Genomic DNA, 23,591 nt, shown 5'->3' with positions numbered 1-23,591 from the left:
AGGCGACGGGTGAACCGCAGGAAACTGCGCAAGCTGGTCGACGAGGTCGCCCGGGACCTCGACCTGCCGCCCGACGCCACGCACCAGGAGGCGAGCCGCCGGGTCTGCGAGCTGATGAGCGAACGGCTCGGGCGTGCTGTCGACGTCCGCTTCGCCGCCATCACGAACGCGGTCTGCCTGAGCGGCGCGACCGCGTTGCTCGAGAACGGCACGTATCTCGTCATCTGCGCGGACTCCCCGTCCTGGTACCACCGCCTGCACGTGCTGCTGCACGAGTTCGCGCACGTGCTGCTGAAGCACCAGCCCGTCGCGCTGACCCGTGACGAGGGCATGCGCAGGCTCGCGCCGCATCTGCTGCCGCGGATGGCGAAGATCATCGCCGGGCGGACGACGCTGACCGAGGACGAGGAGCGCGAGGCCGAGAACCTCGCCGACCACCTGCTGGAAAGGCTGACGGAACACCGGGTGTGGGCCGACACGGCCACCACCGAGGAGCCCGCGCACGTACGCCGGGTGGCCGAGTCACTCGAGGGAAGATCTCGCTGGGTGCGTCGTGGCGATCTTTAACCTGATCTACCTCTCCTGCGGCATCGTCGGCCTGCTCCTTCTCGCGTACAAGATCCGCGCGCTGCGGTCGAGCTGGGGCAGTCCCCGTGTCGTCGCGCTGATCTCCACCGTCTTCTTCTCGGCGTTCGCCGTACTCTTCGCGGCTCCCGCGAACATCACCTGGATCAACTGGACGAGCGGCGTGCCGAACTTCGCCGCCCTGCTCGTCTACAGCCTCGTGGTCTGCTTCGCCGGAGCGGCGTTCGCGCTGGTGATCTACTGGCGCTACCCGGCGGCCCAGGCGTGGCAACGGGTCCGGCTGATCATCGTCAGCTACAGCACGATCGTCGCGGCGATGGTCGTGCTGTTCTTCAAGTCCGAGGTCGGCGAGGAACGCCAGGTCGACTTCGACACCTACTACGCGACGCAGCCGACGATCGCGGTCTTCCTGTTCATCTACTTCGTCGCGACCATGGTCGGCTGCGGCGGTCAGGCCTACCACTGCTGGCAGGGTTCGCGGGACGAGGCGATCTCCGCGCGGCGGTGGCTTCGCCTCGGGCTGCGCTGGTACTGCGCGGCGGCGTTGTTCCCCATGGCGTTCGCGGTCATCAAGCTGTTCGTGCTGCTGATGGACTGGGCCGGCGAGCGCAGCTTCGACGTGCTGAGCACGGCGGCGCCGCTGATGGCATCCCTGAGCATGTTCCCGCTGGTGATCGCGATGGCGCTGCCGGTCTTCGGGCCGCGCCGCCCGTCGCCCTCGCTGTGGGTGCGGCGCTGGCGCACGTACTTCGCGCTGCGGCCGTTGCATCGCGCGCTAGTGCACGTGAACCCCGGCATCGTGCTGGTGGCGCCGGGCAAGTTCCTCAACCCGCACCACCGCGTGCGCCGGCAGATCATCGAGCTCAACGACTGGCGCTGGGCGCTCACGCCGTACTTCGACCTGAGCGTCGGCGAGGCCGCGACGTGCCTGGCGCGCAAGGCCTCGCTGCCCACGGACGAACTGGCCGCCGTCGTGGAGGCCGCCCAGCTGCGCGCCGCGGGCTCGTCCGACGGCCGCGCGCGGGCACCCGAACGCCGTCCCGCCTCGGTGATCGTCGACGGCACCGACCTCGCCGCCGAGCACGACCGGTGGGTCCGGATCTCGCGTGCGTACCAGCACTCGCCGATCGTCGACGCCGCCGTCGCCGGCGCGGCACGCGTCGAAGCAGCAGGGGGAATGGATTAGATGGCACCCACACACGCCGTAGTCCTCGGCGGTGGACTCGCGGGCATGCTCGCGGCGTCCGTCCTCGTCCGGCGCTTCGACGAGGTCACCGTGGTGGAGCGCGACAAGCTGCCGGACGGCCCCTCGCCGCGTTCCGGCGTGCCCCAGGCCCGCCACGCGCACCTGCTGATGTCCGGTGGCGCGCGGGCGATCGAGTCGTTGCTGCCGGGCACGCTGGACGCGTTGTTCGCCGCCGGGGCACACCGGATCGGGGTGCCGAACGACCTGGTGTCGCTGAGCGCCCAGGGCTGGGTGCCGCGGTTCCCCGAGATGCAGTTCATCGTCTCGTGCAGCCGCGGGCTGCTGGACTGGGTGGTGCGCAGCCAGGCGTTGCGGGACAACAAGATCTCGGTGCTGACCGGTACCGAACCGGTGTCGTTGCTCGGTGACCGGCACGCGGTGACCGGGGTGCTGGTCGAGGACAGGATCTCCCGCGAGCAGATCTCGCTGGAGGCCGACCTGGTCGTGGACGCGACCGGGCGCGGCTCCCGGTTGCCCGCCTGGCTGGTGGACTTCGGGCTGCCCGCCGTGCACTCCGAGAGCGTCGACTCCGGACTTGCCTACGCCACGCGGATCTTCCAGGCGCCGCCGACGGCCGCCTCCGGTTTCCCGATCGTCAACGTGCAGGCGAACCCGCGTGACCCGTTCCCCGGCCGCACCGCGACCCTGCTGCCCATCGAGGACGGCAAGTGGCTGGTCACGCTGTCCGGGACGCGCGGCGGTGAGCCCTCGACCGACGAGTCGGAGTTCGTGTCGTTCGCCCGCTCGGTGCGCAACCCGGTCGTGGGTGAGCTGATCGCCGAGGCCGAGCCGCTGTCGCCGGTGTACGGGTCGCACAGCACCGCGAACCGGCGGATGTTCTTCGAGCGCCTGAAGTCGTGGCCGCGCGGCCTGCTGGCGCTGGGCGACTCGGTGGCCACCTACAACCCCGTCTACGGGCACGGCATGTCGATCGCGGCGCAGAGCGCGCAGGCACTGGACACCGGTCTGGCGGCCGGGCACTCGGCGCAGCAGGTCCAGCGCGGCATCGGCAAGGTGGTCGACGAGGCCTGGGCGATGGCGACCAACCAGGACATCCTGTACCCCGGTGCGGTCGGGAAGCCGTTGCCGCTGGCCGGCCGGGTACTGCAGCGTTATGTGGACCGGCTCGTGCGCACGGCGACCACGGAGGCGGCGGTGACGCGGGCGTTCCTGGACGCGTTCACGTTGTCCGCGCCGATGGCGAACCTGGTCAGCCCCAAGATGATCTGGGCGACGATGCGTGGGCCCCGGTCGGCGGCACCGGAGCCCACGCTGACCGCGGACGAACGGGATCGGGTCACCGGCTGACGTTGTGCTCCGGTGGCTCGGTCAGGTCCGCGGGCTGAACTCCGCGCTCTGCACGTAGTTCATGGCCTCGACGAACTTCGGGTCCGCCATCCTGGCGGCCAGCTCGTCCCCCGAGGGCTCCGCGACCCGCTGGTGCAGCCACCACAGGTTGCCGAACGGGTCGGCGAACCGGCTGACCCGGTCTCCCCAGAACAGCTCGGTGGGCTCGGTGACGACCCTGCTGCCGAGTTCCACGGCGCGCTTGAGCGTGGCCGCGTCGTCGGCGACGTACAGACGCAGGAACGCGGGCGTGGGCGGCCAGTTCGGCTGGTCGAACAGCATCACGACCGAGTCGCCGATGCGGACCTCGGCGTGGCCGATCTCCGGTGCCTCGCCGACGCGGCCGAGTTCGGTGGCGTCGAACACCTCGGTGATGAAGTCGATCAGCTCGGCCGTCCTGCCTCGGCTGATCAGCCACGGCGTCACGGTGTGGTAGCCCTCGGGCACGATGTTCATGCGGTCTCCCCTTTGCTCGTCGGGACGACCGTATGAGCCATGTAGGACGAGATCGGACCTAGTTTCTGGCTAGATTCGCAGCATGAGTGATGCGGCCCGGTTGTTGCGCCTGCTGTCGTTGCTGCAGACACCACGCGAGTGGCCAGGCAGCGAACTCGCGGCACGGCTGGAGGTCACGCCGCGAACGGTGCGGCGCGACATCGACCGGCTGCGCGACCTCGGCTATCCCGTCGAGGCGTCGATGGGCGTGCTCGGCGGGTACCGGCTCGGCGCAGGCGCGGCGATGCCACCGTTGCTGCTCGATGACGACGAGGCCGTGGCCATCGCGGTCGGCCTGCGCACCGCCGCCCGGCAACCGGTGGCGGGCATCGCCGAGGCGTCATTGCGCGCCCTGGCGAAGCTGCAGCAGGTGCTGCCGCCACGGCTGGCGCGGCGCGTCTCGTCGCTCACGGCGGCCACCGCACCCACCCCGGCCTCGTACGCCGCACTGGTCGACCCCGGCCAGCTGACCGTGATCGCCGGCGCAGTCGCCGCCCGCGAACGGGTGCGGTTCGCCTACGTCGCCCACGAGAACGTGGTGTCGAAACGGCACGTGGAGCCCATTCAGTTGGTAGCGCTCGGCCGGCGCTGGTACCTCCTCGCTTTCGACGTGGACCGTGACGACTGGCGGATCTTCCGGCTGGACCGCGTCTCAGCCGCGCTGGCCACCGGGGCTCGCTGCACACCCCGCGTGCCGCCCGGCGGGGACGCGACGGAGTTCGTGACGCGGAAGATGTACGACTCCGCCCCGACCTTCCGTGCCCGCGCGACCCTCCGCCTGCCCGTGGAACTGGCACGGGCCCGGCTGGCGGACTTCGCCGGCGACCTGACCGCCGTCGACGACGGGTCGTGCTCCTGGCACAGCGTCGAGGACACGATCGACTACCTCGCGTTCCGCCTGACCCTGCTGGGGTGCGACTTCGTGGTGCACGGACCCGGCGAGCTGGTGGAGCACCTGCGGGGGCTGGGTGAGCGGATCAGCCGGGCGGTGGACTGAACCCTCTGCGTTGGTGGGCCGCGTGGTCGGAAACCGCGGCGCCGGACAGTGGACTGAACCCCAGCGCCGGCGCGCCGCGCCCCCGGCCATGCGAAGGGCAGCGGGCCTACGGCGCCACGCCACGACGCCTCTCGCGCCACCGGCGGCGCGGCTCACCCGTCCGGCGGCCCCGCTCTCACCCCCAGCACCGGCTGACCTCCCACCACCCCCTCGTAGGACCGGTCCCAGGGCCAGCGCCCTGACTCGTCGGCGTGCACGAGTTGCAAGGCCTCGATGCCCTCCCCGTACAGCCGCGCGGACACCAGCAGGTGGGCCCAGGGGCGCGCCACGCGGACGACCTCCAGCAGCGAGCCGCCGGGCACGGTGAAGCGGTGGCCGGGTGCGGGCAGGCAGCTATGGACCAGGTGTTCGGCCATGTCGTCGAGCAGGCGGCCCGCTTCCAGGACGGCCATGCCCGTCACGACGAGTTCCGGGAGGCCGCGCGGGGTCAGGCCGACGGTGTAGGCCCAGGGTGGATGGGCTCGGTCCCGTTCGATCGCCTGCACGGCCCAGCCCCGCACGTCGATGCAGCGGCGCAGGGTCGCCAGGTGTTCTTCCATGCGGCCGGCGGGGTGGTCGCAGTTCCAGCACATGACGGTCTCCTCGGATCGGTGGTGGATCCAGTGTGCCGAGGAGCACCGACAAGATCGTTTGAGCAGTTCGTTGACAGAAAGTGGACAAACGATCTGTGGGCCGTCTGGATCGTTAATCTGCGACGCACGGAGGATCGTGCATGCGCCAACGAACGCTTCTCATCGCGTTGGCCGTGGCTGTGCTCGTCGCGGCCGCGGGCAGCGGTCGACCGACCACAAAGGACAGTGCAGGCGTTCGGAGCTGCGGGAACTGATGCACTTCGAACCCGGCACCCCACTCTCGGACGCGGTCAAGGCCGCCAGGTCCGCCGCACTGCGCGGCAACGTCCTCGGCGTCGACCTCGCCTACGCGAAGGCCGCGAAGATCAGCCCGGCCGTCGCCCACGACCACTGCGCGACCCTGCTCAACCTCGGCGCCATCGCGAAGGCCGCGCGGCGCTGCGACGAGTACCTGGGCGCGGGCAACGACACCACCCTGAGGATCCTCCGGGCCCAGATCCGCAGTGCCGCAACGGATCACGTCGCGGCCGAACGGGACGTGCGCGAGCTGCGCAAGCTGAAACTCACCGAGCTGGAGCAGGCGAGGCTCGCGCGAGTCGCCGCGCTGGCCGCCGCCGACCGCTACGACTACCCCACCGCGGAAAGTGAGCTCGACGCCGCCGAACGCCACTTCAGCCGCGCCGGCCGTCCCGAGCACCTGGAGCACATCGGCAGGGACCGGCTCCTGCTGGACGTGCGCAGGGGCGCCCGCGTCTCGAAGCTCCGCGACCGGACTCCCCGCACGCCGGCCGAGTTCCTGCAACGCGCCGCCGCGCTGCGGCGCGAGGTCCGGTACGAGGAAGCGCTGGCGTTGATGACGAGGTGCGTCACCAGCTACCAGATCGAACCCGCGCTGAGGTTCGCCGTCCTGTACGAGCTGACCGTGCTGCTCGTCATGACGCGGCAGGCGGGCACGGCCCGCAGGCTCTTCCCGCTGCTGGCCGCCGCGGCCGGTCCGGAGGTGATCTCGCAACTCCCCGACGCCACCCACACGCTCCGGCCGGAACGCCGGCTCACCCACGTGCGCCGCCTGATCGCCAAAGACGAGCTGCTCAAGGCCGAAGGCATGCTGGGCGAGGGGAACTCGCCGCTGTGGCACCTGACCGCCGCCGAACTCGCCTACGCGCAGGGCCGGCTCGAACAGGCCGCGCAGCACTTCGAGATCGCGAGCCGGGCGGGCCACGCCGAGCTCACCGCGCTGGCGCTGCGCAAACTCGGCGACACGTTCGCCGACGCGGGCCACGAGGACATCGCCGCCGGGCACTGGGCCGAGTCGCACCGCGTCGAGGAGGACCTCGCGGACCACCGGGACAGCCCCAGCATCAAGCTCCGGATGCTGCGCGTGGCCCCCGACGTGCGGGACGGCCGGGTGCGCGCCGCGGCTCGCCGAGCCAGGCGCGACGGCCGCAAAGCACTGGCGGGCCTGGTGGTCGCCGTCGAGGCGGCCCGGGCCGGACCGGTCCCCACCGAACCACGGCCGCTCCCCGGTTTCGCCGACCTGCGGGCGGCCAGGCGCTGGCTGGCCGGGACGACGAGGCACCTGCCGAAGGACCAGGTCGTGTGGATGATGCACGCGACGCCGGACCAGCTCCATCACGTGCTCGTCGGCCGCCGCAAGATCACGCACGTGACGACCTCCGTCCACATCGGCGACCTCACCGACACGATCCGCCGGCTCAAGACCTGGAAACCCAAGTACGACAAGGCGATCCTCGGCGCGCTGCTCGCCGAGCTGGCCGGCCTGATCGGGCTGCGGGACGTCGTCGCGGCCCTCCCGCCCCAGGCCACCAGGATCGTCGTCGTGGCGGGCGACGTCCTCGCGGACGTCCCGCTGGCGGGCCTGCCCGTCCCCGACACGAACCTCTTCCTCGGCATGACCCACGCGCTGTCCACCCTGCCGTGCCTGTCCGCGCTGCGCCCCCGGCAACGCGCCGCCCGCGCGCAAAGGGGCGACGAGGCGGAGACCTGTGAGAAAGCCTCGCAGCTGCGGCGAACTCTCGAAGAAGGCCGCTCCCAACGCATCCGCATCGACGCCCAGGCCGCACACGACCACATGAGCCCCGATCAGTCGTGGCTGCAGTTCGCCGACGAACGGGTGTCCGTGGAAGCACTGGGAAAGATGGACTTCAGCACGTGCGGCACGGTCGTGCTCGGCGCCTGCGAGTCCGGCGTCGTCCACGCGGTCACGTCCGCGGGGGCCGGAGCGGTCGTCGCCGCGCGCTGGCAGGCGGAGGAAACGGCCGCGCGGCAGGTGCTCGACACGTTCGACCGTCACCTGGCGAAGCTCCCCCGAGATCGCGCTCTGCAGCACGCACTGGTCGAAGTCGCCGATCGGCATCCGGCGGACTGGGCGTGCTGGTCCCTGCACGGCGACGCGGGCTTCCAGACCTCAGCGGGCCCGCTGCGCAGAAGACTCAGGAAGAACGGAGACCCCGTGCCGCTCGAAACCCGTCCCAAGGTGTTCCTGTCGTTCGCCGGAAAGGACCGTGCGCACGCCGAGCAACTCCGTGCCGAACTGGAGTCCCGCAACGTCAACGCCTATCTGGCCGAGGACGAGATCGGGCCCGGTGACAACGCCGCCACCGCCGTCGACGAGACACTGGCCACCTCCGACTACCACGTCCTGCTGTGGTCGGCGAACACCCCGCGACGCGAGCCGGCTGCGGAGTGGACGGCGGCGTTCACCCTGGAGATGACGCGCCGCCGCGCCTTCCTGTTCATCGTGCGGCTGGACGAGGAGCCGCTGCCTCCCCTTCTGGCGCCCCGCAAGCACATCGACCTCGTGGACGCCGCCGACCGTCTCGTCGCCACCTGGCGCTCCGACCGCAAGTCGGAGCTTCCCGTGTTCCCGCAACCGGTCCCGCCGAAGCCGGACGGCCCGACCGTCGCGATCTCGGTGCGCAGCCACGACCTGGGCACCACACACGTCGTGATGATCCCGCTGCACCTCACCGGCGCCTCGTTGTACCGGGCGGTGTTCGACGCGATGCGGCTGCCGACCGAGCAGATCACCTTCGACGGCACGATCGGGATGCGGTTCTCCTACGAGCTGTACCAGCAGAACGAACCGATCCCGGACGACGAGTCCATTGTGGAACTGGCGTCGGACGTCGTGGACATCACCGTGCGCGTCGAGTCGTTCGGTGGGCGGGGCTCCGCCGGCAACCGGGAGTACCGCCAGGACGAGGAGCTGGACGAGGGCGTGGACGTCGACCAACAACGCATGCTGCTGGTCGCCGCCTTCCGCCACCTGCTCCCCTAAGGAACCCGAACGGGTGAATTCCCTTCCGTCTGTCAGCCTTCGCTGGTTTCACCGCCTGTAACCAGTGAAGGTCGCCCCACGGCGGTTAACGACATGAGCGGACGCTGAAGGGAAGGCCGTTGAGCGCACCGGATCTGGGCTTCGCGGAGTTCTTCCGCGAGTGCCTGCCCGTGGTCACCAGGACGCTGACGGCTCTGAGCAGCGACACTCGCGCGGTAGACGACATCGCGCAGGACGCCATGCTGATCGCACAGCACCGATGGAGTGACATCCACGCGTACGACAAGCCCGAGGCGTGGGTGCTCAAGGTCGCCATCCGGCTCATGAAGCGCTGGCAGCAGCGGTACGCACGCGAAACGCCGCTGGCCGAGGTGCCCGAGGTCGTTCAGCCGCCGCACGACGTGGAAGCGCTGCACGCGGCGTTGCGCGAGCTCTCCCCCAGGCACCGCGAGACCGTGGCGCTGCACCACCTGCTCGGCTACTCGGTCAGCGAGATCGCCGCGGTGCTGGTGGTCGGCGAGTCGACCGTGCGCACGCACCTCACCCGCGGCCGCGCCGAGCTGCGGCGAATCCTCGGAGGCAGTGATGAGTGAGCTGCTGGCCCAGTTCGAGCTCGACGACGCCGTCGAGCGGCAGTACCGCCTGGGAGAGGCCGCGGAACGGGCCGGTCGCCTGCGCGAGGCGGCCGTGCACTTCCGGGTCGCCGCCGACCAAAGCCTTGGTGACGCCGCCGTGCGGCTGGCACACGTCCTGTTCGCGCTCGGCGAGGAAACCGAGGCCACGCAGTGGTGCACAGCCGCCATGGCGGACGGGTTCCCCGAGGCCGAGGAGCTGGTCAGGGAGAACTCGCAGGCGCGGCAACGGTTCCTGGAGCACGCCGCCCGGATCACGGTCGGCGCGCCCACTTTCGACTGGCTGCCTCCCGCGATGCCGTCTCGCCGTATCTCCCCCGAAGCGATCGCGGCGCGCACCCAGGCGTTGCGGACGTTGGACCGGCGTTACGGCGGCATCGCCTGCCACAGCTCGGTTCTGGAGCATCTCGCCGCCGTCGAACCGATGATCGTCGTGGACGACACCTCGTGGACCGCCGTCGCCGAGGTCCACGAACTGGCGGGCTGGACGGCGTTCGACAGCGGCCAGCCCGGCACGGCCCTGCCGCACTTCGCGAAGGCACTGACGTTGGCGCGACAGGCGGAGAACGAGGCACTCATCGCCTCCGTGCTGACCCGCGCGGGCCGGATGTTCCTGCACCACAACGCCCCCGACGACGCGCTGAAGGCGTTCCAGCTCGGTTTCGTGGCGGCGCACAACGCCTGGGCCGACCGGCGCGCGTTGAACGATCCCGCGCAGGCCGTCGCCGCTCTGGCCACAAAGGTCGGCACATATGACGAAGGCCGGGCACGCACCCTGACGTTGACGGCGCTGGCTCGCAATCATCTCGCTCTGGGCGATCTCCCCGCGGCGACCGAGTTCGCGGAAGAAGCGGTGGAGTCGGCCAGAAATCTCCGTTCGGCACGAGCGGAGGACCACCTGCGCTGGCTCGACCAGGAAGCGCGTGCAGCCGGCGCATTCCTGCTGGCAGAGCAGATCTCGGCTCGTTTCGCGCGTTCCGGATGACGCTTTCACCCGATCCGGGCCGATACACGCGTGCGCGCACGGTAGTAAGTTCTGCGGCATGTCCGAGCCTTTCTCCTGGGTGCCCGCCGGAATCAACACGGACGTGCCCAGCGCGGCGCGTGTCTACGACTTCCTGCTGGGAGGTGGCCACAACTTCGCGTCGGACCGCATGGTCGGCGACAAGGTGCTGCAGATCCTGCGAGACGGCCGTGCGATCGCCGCGTCGAACCGCTCGTTCATGCGCCGCGCCGTCCTGCTGATGATGGAACAGGGCATCACGCAGTTCCTCGACCTCGGCTCAGGCATTCCCACGGTCGGCAACGTCCACGAGATCGTGCAACAGGCAAACCCCGACGCACGAGTCGTGTACGTGGACTACGACGAGGTGGCGGTCTCCCACAGCCAGCTCATCCTGGAGGGCAACGACAACGCGGGCGTGGTGCAGGCCGACATGTGCCGCCCGGACGACGTCCTGTCCGACCCGGTCGTGAAGGACCTGATCGACTTCTCGAAGCCCGTCGGCCTGCTGATGATCGCCGTGCTGCACTTCGTCTCGGACGCGAAGGGCCCGGCCGAGATCGTCGCCCGCTACCGCGACGCCGTGCCCGAGGGCAGCCTCATCGCGCTGTCGCACCTCACCGCCGACTTCAAGCCGGACGAGATGGGCGCCGTCGTCGAGGCCATGCAGCACAGCCGCGACCCGATGTACTTCCGCTCCTTCACGGAGTTCGAGCCGATGTTCGCCGGCCTGGAGGTCCTCCAGCCGGGCGTCGTCCCGGCGCCGAACTGGCACCCGGAACTCGGCCCGGCCGGAGAAGGCGGCCCGGAGGACGTCTACGTGGGCATCGGCCGCAAGAACTAACGAGGTCCAGCGGAACTTCATCCGGGACAATGTCCTTCGTGGAGCCCCTCGAGACCGCGCCGGGCGTGCGAGCCCGGATGAGCAAGCAGAAGTCCCGGGACACGCAGATCGAGGTCGATCTGCGCAGGGCGCTGTTCGCCGCCGGCCTGCGCTACAGGGTGCACCGCAGGCCTGTGAAGGGCGTTCGGCGAGAGGCGGACATCGTCTTCGCCGCGGCCAAGGTCGCGGTGTTCGTCGATGGTTGTTTCTGGCACGGCTGCCCTGAACACGCGACGTGGCCCAAGAACAATGCCGAGTTCTGGCGGACGAAGATCGAAACCAACCGCCGGCGCGACCTCGACACGGATCAGAAGCTCGCCGATGTCGGCTGGCTCGCCGTACGGGTATGGGAACACGAGACAGCTGCCGCCGCGGCCGCCCGCGTGCACGAGATCGTGCTGAGCAGGCGGCCGGGCTGACCGTCAGAACGACCGGAAGAAGCCAGGCACGTCTCCCGACTGCGAGCCGACGAGCATCGCGCGGTCCATGAAGCTGTTGTTCAGCTCGCAACTGGTCTCCGGCAACAGCACACATGCGTGGCAGGCGGCCATGTTGACGCTGTCCACACCACTCGCCTCGGACTCCATGCACAGCGGGTCATTTGAGCACCATGACGTCCGACCGAGCGCCGACTCCATCGTCGCCACCAACCGCTCCGGGTCTCCCTGAGCGACGATTCCACCCAGGCTTCCTGCGGAGTCGCTCGTCGCCGTGTAGATCAGGATCCCGGCCATCCGGTCGGTCGCGTAGAGCCGTTCGCGCAATGCCGACGCGGGATACCCGCCGTCCAGGCTCCACTCGTTGATCAGCACGTGCGCCAACGTGTGGAGAAGCACGAACCGCGGTGAAACCGGCGATGCGGCAACCCGACCGCTGCCCTCCGGCACCCTTTCCCTCAGCAGAGCGAGGTGGTTGGCACGCATGGTCTCCAGCCTGTCGACGACCTTCGACTTCGACTCCCACTCCCGCAGGCGTTCTTCGTCCAGCCTGAGGAAGACGCCCTCACCGTTGACCTCGATCGCGGGCCGCCAGTCGATTTCCGCGGACTGGTGGAGCGCGGCGAGGCGCTGATCAGGTGCTGCCTCCAGTGGCGGAACGCCGCGCGTGAAACCCTCCAGCGCGCGAACCTCCCGCAGCCTCTTCACGAGCATCGAGCCCGCCAGTCCGAACTCGCGAAGAGGGCGCAGGTCACCGTCCGGCTTCTCGCACACGAACGGCTGCTGGTCGGCAGCGTGGCGCTCCGGGTTGCCCCGACACAGCCGGTCGTACTCCTCCTTGCGCAGCTCCGCGTAGGCTTCGGGCGCCGAGGCAACCGGTGCATCGTTCGCGTCTCGCAACATCTGCAGCTGCGCGAGCACGTCGTCGACCGTGGCGTCCAGCCGCCGCAGCAGGTTCGGGCGTTGGTCGAAGTGGTACCGGACGATCTCCTCTGTTGCAGCGAACAACCGCTCCTTCTCGATCAGCGCGGTCAACCCTTCGCCCCAGGGCGGAATCGACAAAGCACTGCGCATGACCGGGTGCCAGGCCGATGACGATCCTCGTTGCATGGTCCGAGGATTGCGGGTGCAATGCTCAGGCTTCGCGCCCCGCAACCACGGCCTCTTGCCGTTGCACCGGATACCGAGCTCGATGAGCGCCCTGACCCGGAACGCGCCTTCCATCGAAACCTCGGGCACCTTGCAGGAACAGCCGACGACCACCGATCTCAACGACGCAGAACTACCGTCAACCCGTAGGTACAGCTCACCGTTGCACGTGCCTGCCGGGCGGTCCTGTCCCCTGTGCAGCCATTTCCAGTAAGGGAAGTCTTCGATGTGCCCGTCATCGCAGGCGAGCACGAAGCGGGACGGCACGAGGTCCTCGACGCATTTCGGACACCGCGCCCTGCCCTGCTGTACACCGAAGTCCGAGAAGCGTTGCAGGAGACCGCACCTCGGACACGAGTAGAGCTCGGGAAACCGACGAACGCGGACACCGTCGACACCGCGTTCCGGATCCGGCGTCGGTGGCAGCCGGAACGAGCTGACGCCGAGCGCGCGTGCGAGCCGACGTTCGAGGATCTCGGGGGCCTCGTCGACGTTCCACGAGTCCAGGCCGGCCACGATGTACGACTCGTTCTCGATCGCGATCATCGCGCCGACGCCGTAGGTGGTGACGAGCTGGGAGCGGCGGACCGCGCCCAGTTTGCGCGCCCGAGGGCGGAAACCTGTGGCGTTTCGTCGTGACGAGCGGGGAGATGGCATGTTCGCAGCCCTACCGGTTCTCAAGGAAAAGCGAGGATTCGGCATCGACGTCCCGCAGGCTCCACAGGGTGTCGTAGCCGGCGGTGTCGTCATCAGTGCTGTCGAAGCCCTTCAACAACGCGACCTGGTTGCTGTGCTTGGCCTCGTACACCAGACCAGGGTTTTCGTCAGCCTCCATACGCCACGTTTCGACGAAGTGGTCGAAGTGGTCGGCGACGACGTCGAGTTCGTCCGACTCAACGGAACTCACGCGGTCGAGGATCACGTCGCGCACGGTCGACGTGATCTCCGGCAGGAAGTCCTCGATGTCCGCCGCCGCGCCATTGGAAGCGGCCCGGGGAATGGTGAGCCGGGTCAACGCCACGATCACCGCATGAAGTCCCCTGTCTCTGGCTCGCGCGGAGAACGGCGTGACGCTGGTGGACTCGACCTCGCGGTACAGCGCCGAGTGGAAACCCGCGAAGTTCTCGTAGTGCGAGCGGTCCCTCGACCGCGCCGAGTTCAGCATCACCGCGACCAGCCCGGGGTGGCGACGTCCCACCCGACTCGTGGCCTGGATGTACTCGGCGGTGGTCTGCGGCTGGCCCATGACGGTCATCAGACCGAGCCGGTCGATGTCGACCCCCACCGAGATCATGTTCGTCGCCAGCAGCACGTCGAGGGTCTTCGGATCCGGCAGACCGACCTTGAGCTGCTTCAGCCGGGTCGGGATCGCGCTGGAGTCCGCCCGGCTGCTCAGCTCGATGAGCGCCGAAGTCGACCGAGCCCCGATACCGTCGCGCTTCGCCAACAGCTCAAGGCGGTCCTGCACGTCGTCGAGGACCTGGAGCTCCGCGGCCGACAGGAGCCGCAGGCTGTTGAAGTATCCCACCAACGTCCAGTACGGATCCCGCACCTCGGGGTCCGCCTGTGCGCGCGACACGGCGTGGATCAACACCGCATACGTCCTGACCAGCAACGTCGCCTGACTGGTGGCCGGCGTCAACAACCCGACGTACCGCCTGGATGCCTTGGTCTCGCGCGGCGTCTCGACGGAGAACCAGGAGTCCCGCGCGTCCAGGCCGGCGGGAGGGAACTGGGTCAGCTTCCGGTTGAACAGGGCGCCGATCTGGTCCGAGGCGCGGCGGATCGTCGCGGTCGACGCGACGACCTTGGGACGGTCGGCGAGATGGTCCACGGCCGTTTCGTACAGTCCGGTGAGCGTCCCCAAGGGACCGGAGATCAGGTGCAACTCGTCCTGGACGATCAGCTCGGGACGCCGGACATCGGCACCGAGGTCCCGGTTGAACAGTTGTCCGGTCTCGGGTCGCCACGGCATCGCGGCGAACTTGTCGACCGTGCTGATGATCAGAGTCGGATGTGCGTCGTACACGGCCTCGTCGACCAGATGCACCGGCAGCCCGTCCTGGCCACCGAAGTGGCATCCTTGGCCGGGGCAGCGGATGAGCATCCGCCGCAGGTCGACACGCACCTCGTAGTCGTTCGCGTCCAACTTCTCACCGCACCACGGACAGGCGTGCAGCTGAACGGGGTTCTCCTTCTGCAACGGCTTGTCCGGGTTCGCCTGTACCTCCTCCAGCCTGCGCAGCGCCCTGTCGAGTTTGTTGGGCGTGGCCGACATGCCCACCCACATCCCGATCGACACACGAGTCCTGCCGAGGTCGTCCTGGTGCTCGCCGCGCACCACGTCCATCGCGCAGATCAGCGCGGCACCGCGCTCGAACTGCTGCAACGTCAGCAGACGCAGGGTGTACCGCATTAGGACCGTCACTCCGACGCCGTCCTCACCGTCCCGAAGCCTGCGGTGGAACACCGTGAACGCCACCAGTCCGAGGTAGGCCTCGGTCTTGCCACCACCGGTCGGGAACCACAGCAGGTCGGCGATCTTCCGGTCATCGTGCTCCGGGTCGACGATGCCCTCCAGGCAGAGCAGCATGAACGCGATCTGGAACGGTCGCCAACGTCCCGCCTCCGGATCCGGCACCCCGACTCGTCCGTTCTCGATCCACTCAGCCCGCGCCCGCTGCCGGGACATGGCCAGGTTGGCATACTGGAACGCCTTGAACGGCAACAGGTTGTCCTGATCAGCGAGAAGCGCGACGCCACGACGCATCCGCGCCAGGGCGTCACGGCACAGCCGGACCTGATCCGCGGCCACGGCGTTGTGCTCGGTTCCCTCCAACACCTCTGCGTCCCGCTTGCGATCGGCGATCCAGTGCTCGTAACCGTCGAGCAGCGCGGTCAACGCCGCGACGACGTCCGCCGGCGTGCCGGTGCCCAGGCCGTACATGCCGAGCGCCGCGTCGTCGATCTCGGGATTCGAGTCGGTGAGCAGCACCTCGTGGCTCGGCACGAACTCCGTCCTGACTTCCGGCACCGCCGGGCGCACGTCCACCTCCACCCTGATCGACGGCGCGGTCCAGTCCCACGCGGCGGAACATCCGTGACCGGTGGCGAAGTAGGGAGCGTGCCGGTAAAGCAACCTGCTCAGCGCGTGCTCCGCGTCGACCGCGCCGAGCGCGGCCTTCCTGGCCACGAACGGACGGGTGCCCGCAGGCCCTGCCACCGACAGTTCGGGCTGGAAAAAACAGTAAGCGTCCTGGAGGTCGAAGGTGCCGGTGCGGTGGGTGTTGACCAACGTGACCGTGACCGTGACGGTGCCGTCCTGATCTTTCTTGCGCACCAACGTCCGCAGTTCGAGCCCGGTCTGAAGCTCATGCTTCTGCGTGCCTGGTCGCGCGACGTTCAGCGGCACGGACATCAGCTCGGATGGGACACGACGCCAACGTTCCCGCTGCTGTTCCGTACTGCGGGCCTCCGTGCGGTTCGGCTCGACAGGAGCGCCCTTCTCGTCCTCAGGAAGGTAAGTGCCCACTCGCACCCGCACGTCGACGGTGTCCGCGACAGCGGGATCGACCCCGAAGGTGAGGCCCATGGAGGACGGCTTGCGTCGGTTCGCCAACGCCACGCCGAGCTCGGATCCGCCCTGTTCCGGGTCGTCTCCTCGAACGACGTCAGGAGCTGCATCGACCCCCTGCTCGACCAGCGGCTCCCCGACCTCGGTCTGGGGGAAGAGCACCCCGACCGGATAGGCGGTCACAGGTGCGTCGGTCGCGAGGACTTCTTCCGGACCGCCCAGCGGCCCGAGAAGATCATCCCGCAAGGCGGTCCGAAGATCTGTCCTCAGCTCGTAGTGAGCGGTGTGACGGGATCGGGTCACAAGTGATCATGTCCTTCCGGGACCTGCTCGGCATGGGTCCAGTCGAAGCGGCCGAGGCCGAAGATTCGGGGAGCGACCCAGACACCGTGATCACCGAGACCGTTCCGTTCGGTGATCGCGGGCGAGCCGACGACGGCTTCCACGCAGTCGACGTGGAGGCCGGTGACGAGGCACGGCCACCTGCTGACCTGGTAGGTGGACGACAGCTTGAGAAGGCGCCACAGGTCGTGACGGAATACCTGCGAGGCCTCACCGATGAGCGTTCCGTTGTGGAAAATGCCGTACGGCGGCGTCTCCTCGTTTCCGATCGGCAGGTCGTGCAACCGCTGCAGGATGACCTCGTCTCCAGGGCTGACGACATCGAGCAGGTACCTCTGCACCCCGACCGCATCGACGTCGGGCGACGTGGCCCCGACAGGCGCCTGATGACACACGTCCTGGTCGAGGCCCTCGATGCCGACGCGGACGAAGTGCTGGAAGCCGCCGACGAACCAGCGCCCGACCGGCCTGAAGAGGGTTCGCCCCTTGCGCAGGTGCCTTGTGTCAGGGGCCGGAAGCCGGTACATGTCCTCACGCGCCCGCGTCATCGCGACGTACAGCAGCCGCGCCTCATCGGCCGGATCAGGTTCGCGCACCCGCACGGAGCTCTCCGTCAGGCCGGAGATCAGCACGCGATCGAACTCAAGACCCTTGGCACGGTGCACAGTGGACACCACGATCTTGGGACGGCCGCGTGCGGTGAGCTCGTCCGGCAGCCTGCCATCGGACACGACGCGCCGGAGTGCGCCGAGGTCGAGCCGGTTGCGTGGGGCTCCCGCGACCCCACGCAACAACTCCCACACCTCTGTCTCGTCGAGACTTCCCGGCGCCGCGACGTCAGGACGCACCGCGTCGAAGCCCGCTCTGTCGAGCACACCCGCGCCGGTCGAGTGCAACAGGTCCACGATCCACGTTGGCGCGGCCCCCACGGCCCTCGATGCCTGCTGGACGCCGTGCGCGATTCCGTGACGACCGAGCTGTTCGGAGAGCGACAACACTTCCGCGTTGTCCCTTGCGAGAACCGCGACGGTGCCGTCGAACGACCGCAGAGACTGCTGGACGAACTCGGTGTCCAAGCCGTCTACCGGGAGCACCTCGTTGAGCAGAGCCGTGCGCAGCTCACGGAGCAGCGGCGCTGGATCGACCGCTGGGTTCTCCGTCAGCTCACGCAGACGGGGTCCGTACTTCAGCGCTACGCGGGCTTCATCCGTGACCGCGCGGAAGTTGCCGGAAAGCTTGCGCTCGGTGAGATCGTCACCGTACGTGGCGCGCACCCACTCGAAGAACCTGCCGACCTCCTCCGCCCGCTGCTTCGACTCGGGCACCTGGAAGCCGTAGATCGACTGCGCGGGGTCTCCGACAACGGTGAAGCCCGCTTCCGTCACCCTGTCGAGCAGTGACTCGACCATGTCCCGCCGGATACCGATCAGATCCTGCACCTCGTCGATGACGACGTGCCGCGGCACCACCCGTCCCAGATCCTCGAACTGCACGTCCTCGACCACGGTGGCGGCGCGCTCGATCCGCACGTCGAAACCCAGGCCCGCCAACTCGTCCTGTTCGTAGCCCAGGTCGATCAGCAGGGAGGTGGCCCAGCTGTCGAAGGTCTGCACCCGCACGCGACGCCCGGCCGGAACCGTCCTCGACAACAACATCCGCAGCCTTCGCACGGCGGCGCGGGAAAACGTCAGCACAACGATCTCCGCGGGCCTGAGGCCCTCCTGCGCGATCAGGTGACCGATGCGCAGGCACAACGTCGTGGTCTTGCCCCCGCCCGCCGGGGCCGTGACCAGCTGCTTGGTATCCCAGGCACTGGTCACGACCGTCAGCTGGTGAGACGTGAGCTCGAAACCCACGTCCTCGGTGGTGATCACCGCTATCCCTTCTGCCACAGGTACTCGAAGCTCCGGAACGCGAGATCACCGTCGTAGTTGGTGATGTTGTCCCGCACGTCCAGAATGAGGCAGGTGTCCTTGCCGCCGTTGAGGTTTCCACGCAGCCCACGGCCGATCATCTGCTGGTAGTCGTTCGGGCTGTAGACGGGACGGGCGATGACGACCGCCCTAGTAGCCGGTGCATCGAACCCCTGCGTCAGGACGCCGTAGTTCGTGAGTACTCGAAGTTCGCCTCTGCGGAAGGACTCCACGCGCTGCCTGCGTTCCGGCGGCGGCGTAGCCGAATCGATCGCGGCCGAGCGGACGCCACGGTCGCACAACATCGCCGCCAGGAACTTCGCATGGCTCACGGAGGTAGCGAACACGAGAACCGGCCAGTCCTCGGGAAGCGCGGCGATCTCCTCGATGATCAGCTTGTTGCGCGTCTCGTTCTCCGCCAGGCGCTGTTCGGCGCGGCGCGGCAGGAACCCCTTGACGCCGGTCAGTTCCTGACTGTCGAGCTCGATCTCCGCGCCCACCAACTCCCGGTGTTCCACGCGCGCGAGCACGCCGAGGTCCTGCAGTTCCAGGATCGGTTCTCCGGCGAAGACACCGTCGTCGAGCCGCTGGTTGCCGAACCGCTGGACGAGTCGGCGCGTGAGCTCGGTGTTGCTGCGGAACGGTGTCGCGGTGAGGCCCACGAGATGCCGGGCCGTCGCACGGTGCGTCAGTCCGAGGTGTTCGAGGATCCCGGTGTACTCCGGCGAGATCGCCACGTGCGCCTCGTCGACGAACACCGTCGCGGCGTTACGCAACCAGGCGTACTCGTCCGTGCCGAGGACCAACGACAGCTTCGCGTCGGTCGCGACGACGAGTTGCGAGCGACCGGTCACCGGCGTTGCCGAGTTGCCCGACCACAGCCGGTCGATGACGAGCGGTTCGTCGGGTCCGATCCGTTCCCAGACGTACCTCCAGGTCTGAACGGCCTGCTCACACAACTCCGCGGTCTGCGCGATCCACAGAACGGGCCCGTCGAACGGACCCGACGTCGTGATGCGTCGGATGGTCGCTTCCGCTGCCACCCTGGTCTTGCCGGCGGCGGTGGGCAGGCTGAGCATGGCGCGCTGCGGCGACGAGGTCGTCAGCAGGTCCTCCAACGACCCGGCGATCGTCTCCTGATAGCCGTGCAGCGGAGGGAAAGCGGTGGGGCCGAAGACCTCGACCCGCGCCGGCGGTGACGGCACGCGGACGCCGGCGAAGATGTCCGGGAGCCCGAGGTCGGTAACGAAGCGAAGTGCCGCGTGACTGCCGTCGAACTGGGCCGGCGCCGTTCCGAACCGCTCGTTGATGTCCTTGGTGTGCACGCGCAGCACACTCGTCGCGTGAGCGTTGTACGCCATGCGTGCGAGACGGAGGTCATCCGGTTCCTGGCCTGTCGCAGCGATCTCCCGCGCCACCAAGCCCTCGGGCAGCCCCTGCCGGAGGTTTTCCGCGCCGATCAGGAGCACGATCTTCCGGTCGAGGTCGTCGGTGCCGCGGATCTCGCTCAGCCTCTGCTGCACCTCGCTGTTCCTCAACTGGTCGTGGTGGGCCTGCACGACCCGCCTGCACTCGGCAGCGCCAAGCCCCAGGCAGAGTTCTTCGTCAGCCAGGACCAGTGCTTCCTCGAACGACACGTCCTCCGGTACCAACACCATGTCGTCCTGACGAGCGCTGCGGAGTTCGACGGTGCGAGTGCCGTGAGGCGTCCGGATCACTTCTTCGAGCTCGGAACAGCGCTGGATCTTCAGCCCCTGCACCCGCTTCACGCCCAGCCTCAGCTTCAACGACGTGTACTCGTCTCCGAGTCCCACCGGCGGACCGCTGTGCACCGCACGAAGCTGCTTCAGGATGACGTCACCGACCGCACGCAGTCCCAGTTCTCGCACCAGAACCTCGACCTGGCTTGTCCGTTCGGCGTCGTCGACCAGGATCGCCGGGTGTTTCTCCCGGACGAGCTCGTCGTACTCGGCGCGGCCCGCGGCGACGGCGATCTCCCCGTGCGGGCGGAGATCCCAGGAACCACCGACCCGACACCGCAGCATTTCGGCCTGCTCCAACAGGTCCGATGCGACCTCCGACAACAGTGCGTAGGAGTTGCCGACGAACTCGTCCTCGACGCTCTCCCCCACCCGCTGGAACAGCTCCACCCATCGTGCGGGCTCGACGTTCTCCGCTGACGCGCTCAGCCCGAGTCGGCGGGCCTTCTCCGTGCTGAGGTCGGCCACTGGAAGCACCGACGCCAACGCGGCCAGTTCCGGTGCGACCGCGTCGACGAGCCTCACCACGCCCATCGACGTGCTCACGAACCCGTGCTGACGCAGCAGCCAGCGCACCGGCGACTCGACTCGCGTGCGGGTCCGCACGTTGACACCGATCTGCCGGCTCCAGTGCTCGACGAGCCCCTCGTCCGGCATCTCGGCGAGAAACGCGGCCTTGCCGTCGGCGGACAGGCCGAGAAAGACGTGCAAGTGGTGCACTGTCGGTTGCCCCGTCAACCCGACCGTGGTGAGCTGCACCCGGCTGGCCGTGCTGTCCAGGCTGGCGCAGTACTCGGCGTGCCGCTCCACGTGGTACTCGTGGAACCAGTGCTGCTCCTTCGGGTGAAGCCCCATCACCGGCACGTCCGTCATGCCCAGCTCGCGCAGCACGGCGAGATCGTCGCCGTGGAAGTCGAGGTCCACGACGTAGGCCGCGTCGCGCGACCCGTCCGCCGGCACCACCGGCCCCGGCAGGAGGCAGTCTTCCACCGGCTTGAGGGCACCGGACTTCGTCAGTACCCGGAGCCGGGCACCCGTCGTGGCCAGTTTCGCCCGGATGACGTCGACCAGCTCGACACCACCCGCGCTGCGGAGCAGTTCCCAGAACCTCGTCCATGCGTCGGCGTCGTAGTCGCGGAACCCCTGGTCGAGGACGCTCTGGAACCGACCCCGCGCGTCGGCCGGCCGGATGCCCAGGCGGTCCAGTGCGTCGGCCATGTCGGGGTCGTCGGAGATGGACCGGGCGACGTAGACGAGGTCGTCAGCGAGGCCGTCGTCATCGGTGCGGCGGAACAGGCCGCCGTCTGCCGGAGCGACGAACTCACCGCTGTCGGTCAGCACGATCTTCGCCTGCCGCGCCTCTGCGGCGACCATCCGCAGGGCGCGATCGCCGGCGCCGATCTCGTCGAGGTAGGCGGCAACCTGGATGGCAGCGGCGGACCCAGCCGCGCTGCCGTCTTCGACGAGTGCTTCCAGCCAGGCGTCCGCGGTTTCCGGCTCGACGTCGGTCCCCGCAAGGATGTGGTTGACCTTGCCTCGCCGCAGGGTGTTCGCCTCCGCGGACCGGTGCAGCCAGTTCTTCGCCCTGCCCGCGTACTCCGCCCACATTTCCAGAGCGACGCGGTCCACCTTCTCCGGGTGCACCCGGAGTTCCGCGGGGGCCCTGAGCACGCCGTCCTGATCCGGCAACGAGGGGCGTACCGCGGCAAGGCGCCAGATCGCGTCGACCAGGAACTCGTCGGCCCAGTTCGGAGACTCCTTGGTGCGGCCGGGCAGCAACTGCAAGTAGGCAGCCGGGTCTGCAGGTTCCACGAGGGCGGGCAATGACGACACGACCAAGTCAGCGGCCTCGTCCAGCAGCTCGTCGTTGAGAGGGCTGCCGTCCAGGAGGTTCTGTCGGTCCTCGTTCGTCTTCCACGCCGCGTTGAGCGCCCCGCTGAGGGTCGTCGGGTACGTCGTCGGGAAGAACGCCCAGAACCTCCCGCGTTCGTGAGGCACCGACAGCAATCGTCGACCGTCGTCGGACTTGGTCACCGTGTAGTCAGGCACCGCCCACGCGATCTCGATCTCCGACCGCTGGTGCAGTTCGCCCGCTCCATCGCGCGAGGCCTCGCTCACCTCGTGCAGGCGGGTGAAGACTCGATGCCGCTCGGAGTGGGCCTTCTGGCCGGCGCAGGCCTCGCGAATCGTGTGCAGGATCCCGTCGTAGTCCACGGTGATCTCGCGGCGGGCGACCGGCAGAGTCCTCCTGTCCTCCAGAGCCAGCACCCTGACCTGATGGGAGAACAACTGGAAGAGCTTCGGGAACTTCTCGAGGTCCACGCCGAGTCGGTCAGCCGCTCCGGACAGAAGCCGAAGGCGCACGACGGTGGCCGCACCGGACCCGAGCAGCTCGTCCAGTACGGGGTCCTGCGCTCGTTCGGCGACCTCGTCCAGCTCGCGGGCCATCCGCAGAACCGGCGTGTCGCCCACCGACTCGACCGGGAGCTCTCCCCGCAACTCCCGGTCGGCGTTGACGGACCCGAGGATCTGCTCGGCCGCCCAGTCCGCATCGAACCCGAACGATCCCGTGGAACTGAAGAACTGCGGCGTCAGGGTCGCCGACAGCACCGATTTGATGCCGACGCCGAACCGCCCGATCTGACCGCCGCGCTTCCGTGACACGCCCATGCGCAGGATCGTCCGAGCCCCCTCCACCGTGATGGGCTCGCCGTCGTTTGCCACGTACAGGCTGTCCGACGTGAGCACCACGCGGATCGTGCCGCCCTCGTGCTCAGGCGCGCGCATCTCGTCGGCGCCGTTCTGCACCAGCTCGTAGATCTGCCGGTCCCCGTACCCGCCCTGGTAGATGCGGCGCTCCGCATTCGCGTCCTCTTCTATGCGGTCCCGGTTGAGGACGTAGGTCTGCAACGCGACGGAGCTCAGCTCCCTGATCAGGCCGAGCACCGCGCTTTTCGCACGTTCGATCACTGCTTCTCCCCCTGTAGCCACGGCCTTGTCCCGAAGGTCAGCCGTCCCTGTGCTGCGAAGATCAGCCGCCCCGACCTGCGACTCGACAGTCGTTCCCGGGCGTGCAGATGCACCGTTCGGGTACGAAAAATCGAGTCGACTCAACGTCGTGAGTCAGACCAGGAGCGTTACTCGTTAAGTTGGATCGGCTTGCTGGCCGGGTCTCCTCCAGTGCGCGGGCGGCCCCGCGGTGCGTGTAGAGAGTCAGGAGCGCACGGTCGCACTCAGGCCATAGGCTGGATCACCCGGTGGCAGGCTTAAGCATAAGTTGACATCCGGGCGAGTG

The 23,591-nt window shown here is 68.7% G+C and carries 15 protein-coding genes; 9 read left to right on the top strand and 6 right to left on the bottom strand.

The genetic code is table 11. The annotated features are described in order from the left end of the window. Positions 1 to 9: 9 nt before the first annotated feature. The 3 genes from BLR21_RS10310 to BLR21_RS10300 are packed head-to-tail and all read left to right on the top strand — an operon-like array spanning position 10 to position 3,139. Positions 10 to 567 carry a hypothetical protein gene (locus BLR21_RS10310; RefSeq protein WP_090066675.1) on the top strand — a complete coding sequence of 186 codons (558 nt, stop codon included), beginning with the start codon at positions 10 to 12 and terminating at the stop codon, positions 565 to 567. Next, positions 554 to 1,771: an MAB_1171c family putative transporter gene (locus BLR21_RS10305; RefSeq protein WP_090005560.1), complete on the top strand. Its 1,218-nt coding sequence runs from the start codon at positions 554 to 556 to the stop codon at positions 1,769 to 1,771. The genes BLR21_RS10310 and BLR21_RS10305 overlap by 14 nt, the downstream gene beginning before the upstream one ends. Beyond that, positions 1,772 to 3,139, top strand: a complete 1,368-nt coding sequence (locus BLR21_RS10300) for an FAD-dependent oxidoreductase (protein ID WP_090005559.1) — start codon at positions 1,772 to 1,774, stop codon at positions 3,137 to 3,139. A gap of 21 nt (positions 3,140 to 3,160) precedes the next feature. On the opposite strand, the gene BLR21_RS10295 is transcribed toward BLR21_RS10300, so the two are convergent. Next, positions 3,161 to 3,634 (bottom strand): VOC family protein, encoded by a 474-nt coding sequence (locus BLR21_RS10295; protein ID WP_090005558.1) that lies wholly within the window; start codon positions 3,632 to 3,634, stop codon positions 3,161 to 3,163. A gap of 82 nt (positions 3,635 to 3,716) precedes the next feature. Here BLR21_RS10295 and BLR21_RS10290 point away from each other — a divergent pair, with 82 nt between their 5' ends. Next, positions 3,717 to 4,670: a helix-turn-helix transcriptional regulator gene (locus tag BLR21_RS10290; RefSeq protein WP_090005557.1), complete on the top strand. Its 954-nt coding sequence runs from the start codon at positions 3,717 to 3,719 to the stop codon at positions 4,668 to 4,670. Between the two features lie 152 nt (positions 4,671 to 4,822). Here the strand turns inward: BLR21_RS10290 and BLR21_RS10285 are convergent, their stop codons facing one another. Beyond that, positions 4,823 to 5,302, bottom strand: coding sequence for a DUF4262 domain-containing protein (locus BLR21_RS10285; protein WP_090005648.1), 480 nt, complete (start codon positions 5,300 to 5,302; stop codon positions 4,823 to 4,825). A gap of 253 nt (positions 5,303 to 5,555) precedes the next feature. On the opposite strand from BLR21_RS10285, the gene BLR21_RS10280 reads away from it, so the two are divergent. The 5 genes from BLR21_RS10280 (at position 5,556) to BLR21_RS10260 (ending at position 11,540) form a co-directional block, all read left to right on the top strand. Continuing rightward, positions 5,556 to 8,603 (top strand): TIR domain-containing protein, encoded by a 3,048-nt coding sequence (locus BLR21_RS10280; RefSeq protein ID WP_176929563.1) that lies wholly within the window; start codon positions 5,556 to 5,558, stop codon positions 8,601 to 8,603. A gap of 119 nt (positions 8,604 to 8,722) precedes the next feature. Beyond that, positions 8,723 to 9,196, top strand: coding sequence for an RNA polymerase sigma factor (locus tag BLR21_RS10275; protein WP_176929562.1), 474 nt, complete (start codon positions 8,723 to 8,725; stop codon positions 9,194 to 9,196). Then, complete coding sequence (locus BLR21_RS10270) at positions 9,189 to 10,220, top strand: NsdA family TPR-like regulatory protein (RefSeq protein WP_090005554.1); 1,032 nt, start codon at positions 9,189 to 9,191, stop codon at positions 10,218 to 10,220. The genes BLR21_RS10275 and BLR21_RS10270 overlap by 8 nt, the downstream gene beginning before the upstream one ends. A 58-nt stretch (positions 10,221 to 10,278) precedes the next feature. Further along, positions 10,279 to 11,082: an SAM-dependent methyltransferase gene (locus tag BLR21_RS10265; RefSeq protein ID WP_090005553.1), complete on the top strand. Its 804-nt coding sequence runs from the start codon at positions 10,279 to 10,281 to the stop codon at positions 11,080 to 11,082. 29 nt (positions 11,083 to 11,111) lie between these two features. Next, complete coding sequence (locus BLR21_RS10260; protein WP_176929561.1) at positions 11,112 to 11,540, top strand: very short patch repair endonuclease; 429 nt, start codon at positions 11,112 to 11,114, stop codon at positions 11,538 to 11,540. Between the two features lie 3 nt (positions 11,541 to 11,543). Here BLR21_RS10260 and drmB read toward each other — a convergent pair whose 3' ends face one another. From drmB to BLR21_RS10240, 4 genes are read right to left on the bottom strand one after another with little or no spacing between them, the layout of a single operon-like run. Continuing rightward, a complete protein-coding gene (gene drmB / locus BLR21_RS10255) occupies positions 11,544 to 13,364 on the bottom strand; it encodes a DUF1998 domain-containing protein (protein WP_090005552.1) in 1,821 nt (606 codons plus the stop codon). Between the two features lie 10 nt (positions 13,365 to 13,374). Then, a complete protein-coding gene (locus BLR21_RS10250; RefSeq protein WP_256334598.1) occupies positions 13,375 to 16,527 on the bottom strand; it encodes a helicase-related protein in 3,153 nt (1,050 codons plus the stop codon). Positions 16,528 to 16,580: 53 nt separating this feature from the next. Next, positions 16,581 to 18,497 carry a UvrD-helicase domain-containing protein gene (locus BLR21_RS10245; RefSeq protein ID WP_256334597.1) on the bottom strand — a complete coding sequence of 639 codons (1,917 nt, stop codon included), beginning with the start codon at positions 18,495 to 18,497 and terminating at the stop codon, positions 16,581 to 16,583. Positions 18,498 to 18,499: 2 nt separating this feature from the next. Next, complete coding sequence (locus BLR21_RS10240) at positions 18,500 to 23,266, bottom strand: DEAD/DEAH box helicase (RefSeq protein ID WP_256334596.1); 4,767 nt, start codon at positions 23,264 to 23,266, stop codon at positions 18,500 to 18,502. Positions 23,267 to 23,591 lie beyond the last annotated feature (325 nt).

This window comes from Lentzea albidocapillata subsp. violacea (assembly GCF_900100275.1).
GTDB lineage: Bacteria > Actinomycetota > Actinomycetes > Mycobacteriales > Pseudonocardiaceae > Lentzea > Lentzea violacea.
The sequence above is the reverse complement of the archived record's forward strand: the minus strand, read 5'-3'. Positions and strand labels throughout refer to the sequence as shown.

Excerpts from the sequence above, each read along its gene's own strand:
- BLR21_RS10300 (WP_090005559.1), top strand. The coding sequence starts at position 1,772 with ATGGCACCCACACACGCCGTAGTCCTCGGCGGTGGACTCGCGGGCATG.
- BLR21_RS10295 (WP_090005558.1), bottom strand. The coding sequence starts at position 3,634 with ATGAACATCGTGCCCGAGGGCTACCACACCGTGACGCCGTGGCTGATC.
- BLR21_RS10290 (WP_090005557.1), top strand. The coding sequence starts at position 3,717 with ATGAGTGATGCGGCCCGGTTGTTGCGCCTGCTGTCGTTGCTGCAGACA.
- BLR21_RS10285 (WP_090005648.1), bottom strand. The coding sequence starts at position 5,302 with ATGTGCTGGAACTGCGACCACCCCGCCGGCCGCATGGAAGAACACCTG.
- BLR21_RS10280 (WP_176929563.1), top strand. The coding sequence starts at position 5,556 with ATGCACTTCGAACCCGGCACCCCACTCTCGGACGCGGTCAAGGCCGCC.
- BLR21_RS10270 (WP_090005554.1), top strand. The coding sequence starts at position 9,189 with ATGAGTGAGCTGCTGGCCCAGTTCGAGCTCGACGACGCCGTCGAGCGG.
- BLR21_RS10265 (WP_090005553.1), top strand. The coding sequence starts at position 10,279 with ATGTCCGAGCCTTTCTCCTGGGTGCCCGCCGGAATCAACACGGACGTG.
- BLR21_RS10260 (WP_176929561.1), top strand. The coding sequence starts at position 11,112 with ATGTCCTTCGTGGAGCCCCTCGAGACCGCGCCGGGCGTGCGAGCCCGG.
- drmB (WP_090005552.1), bottom strand. The coding sequence starts at position 13,364 with ATGCCATCTCCCCGCTCGTCACGACGAAACGCCACAGGTTTCCGCCCT.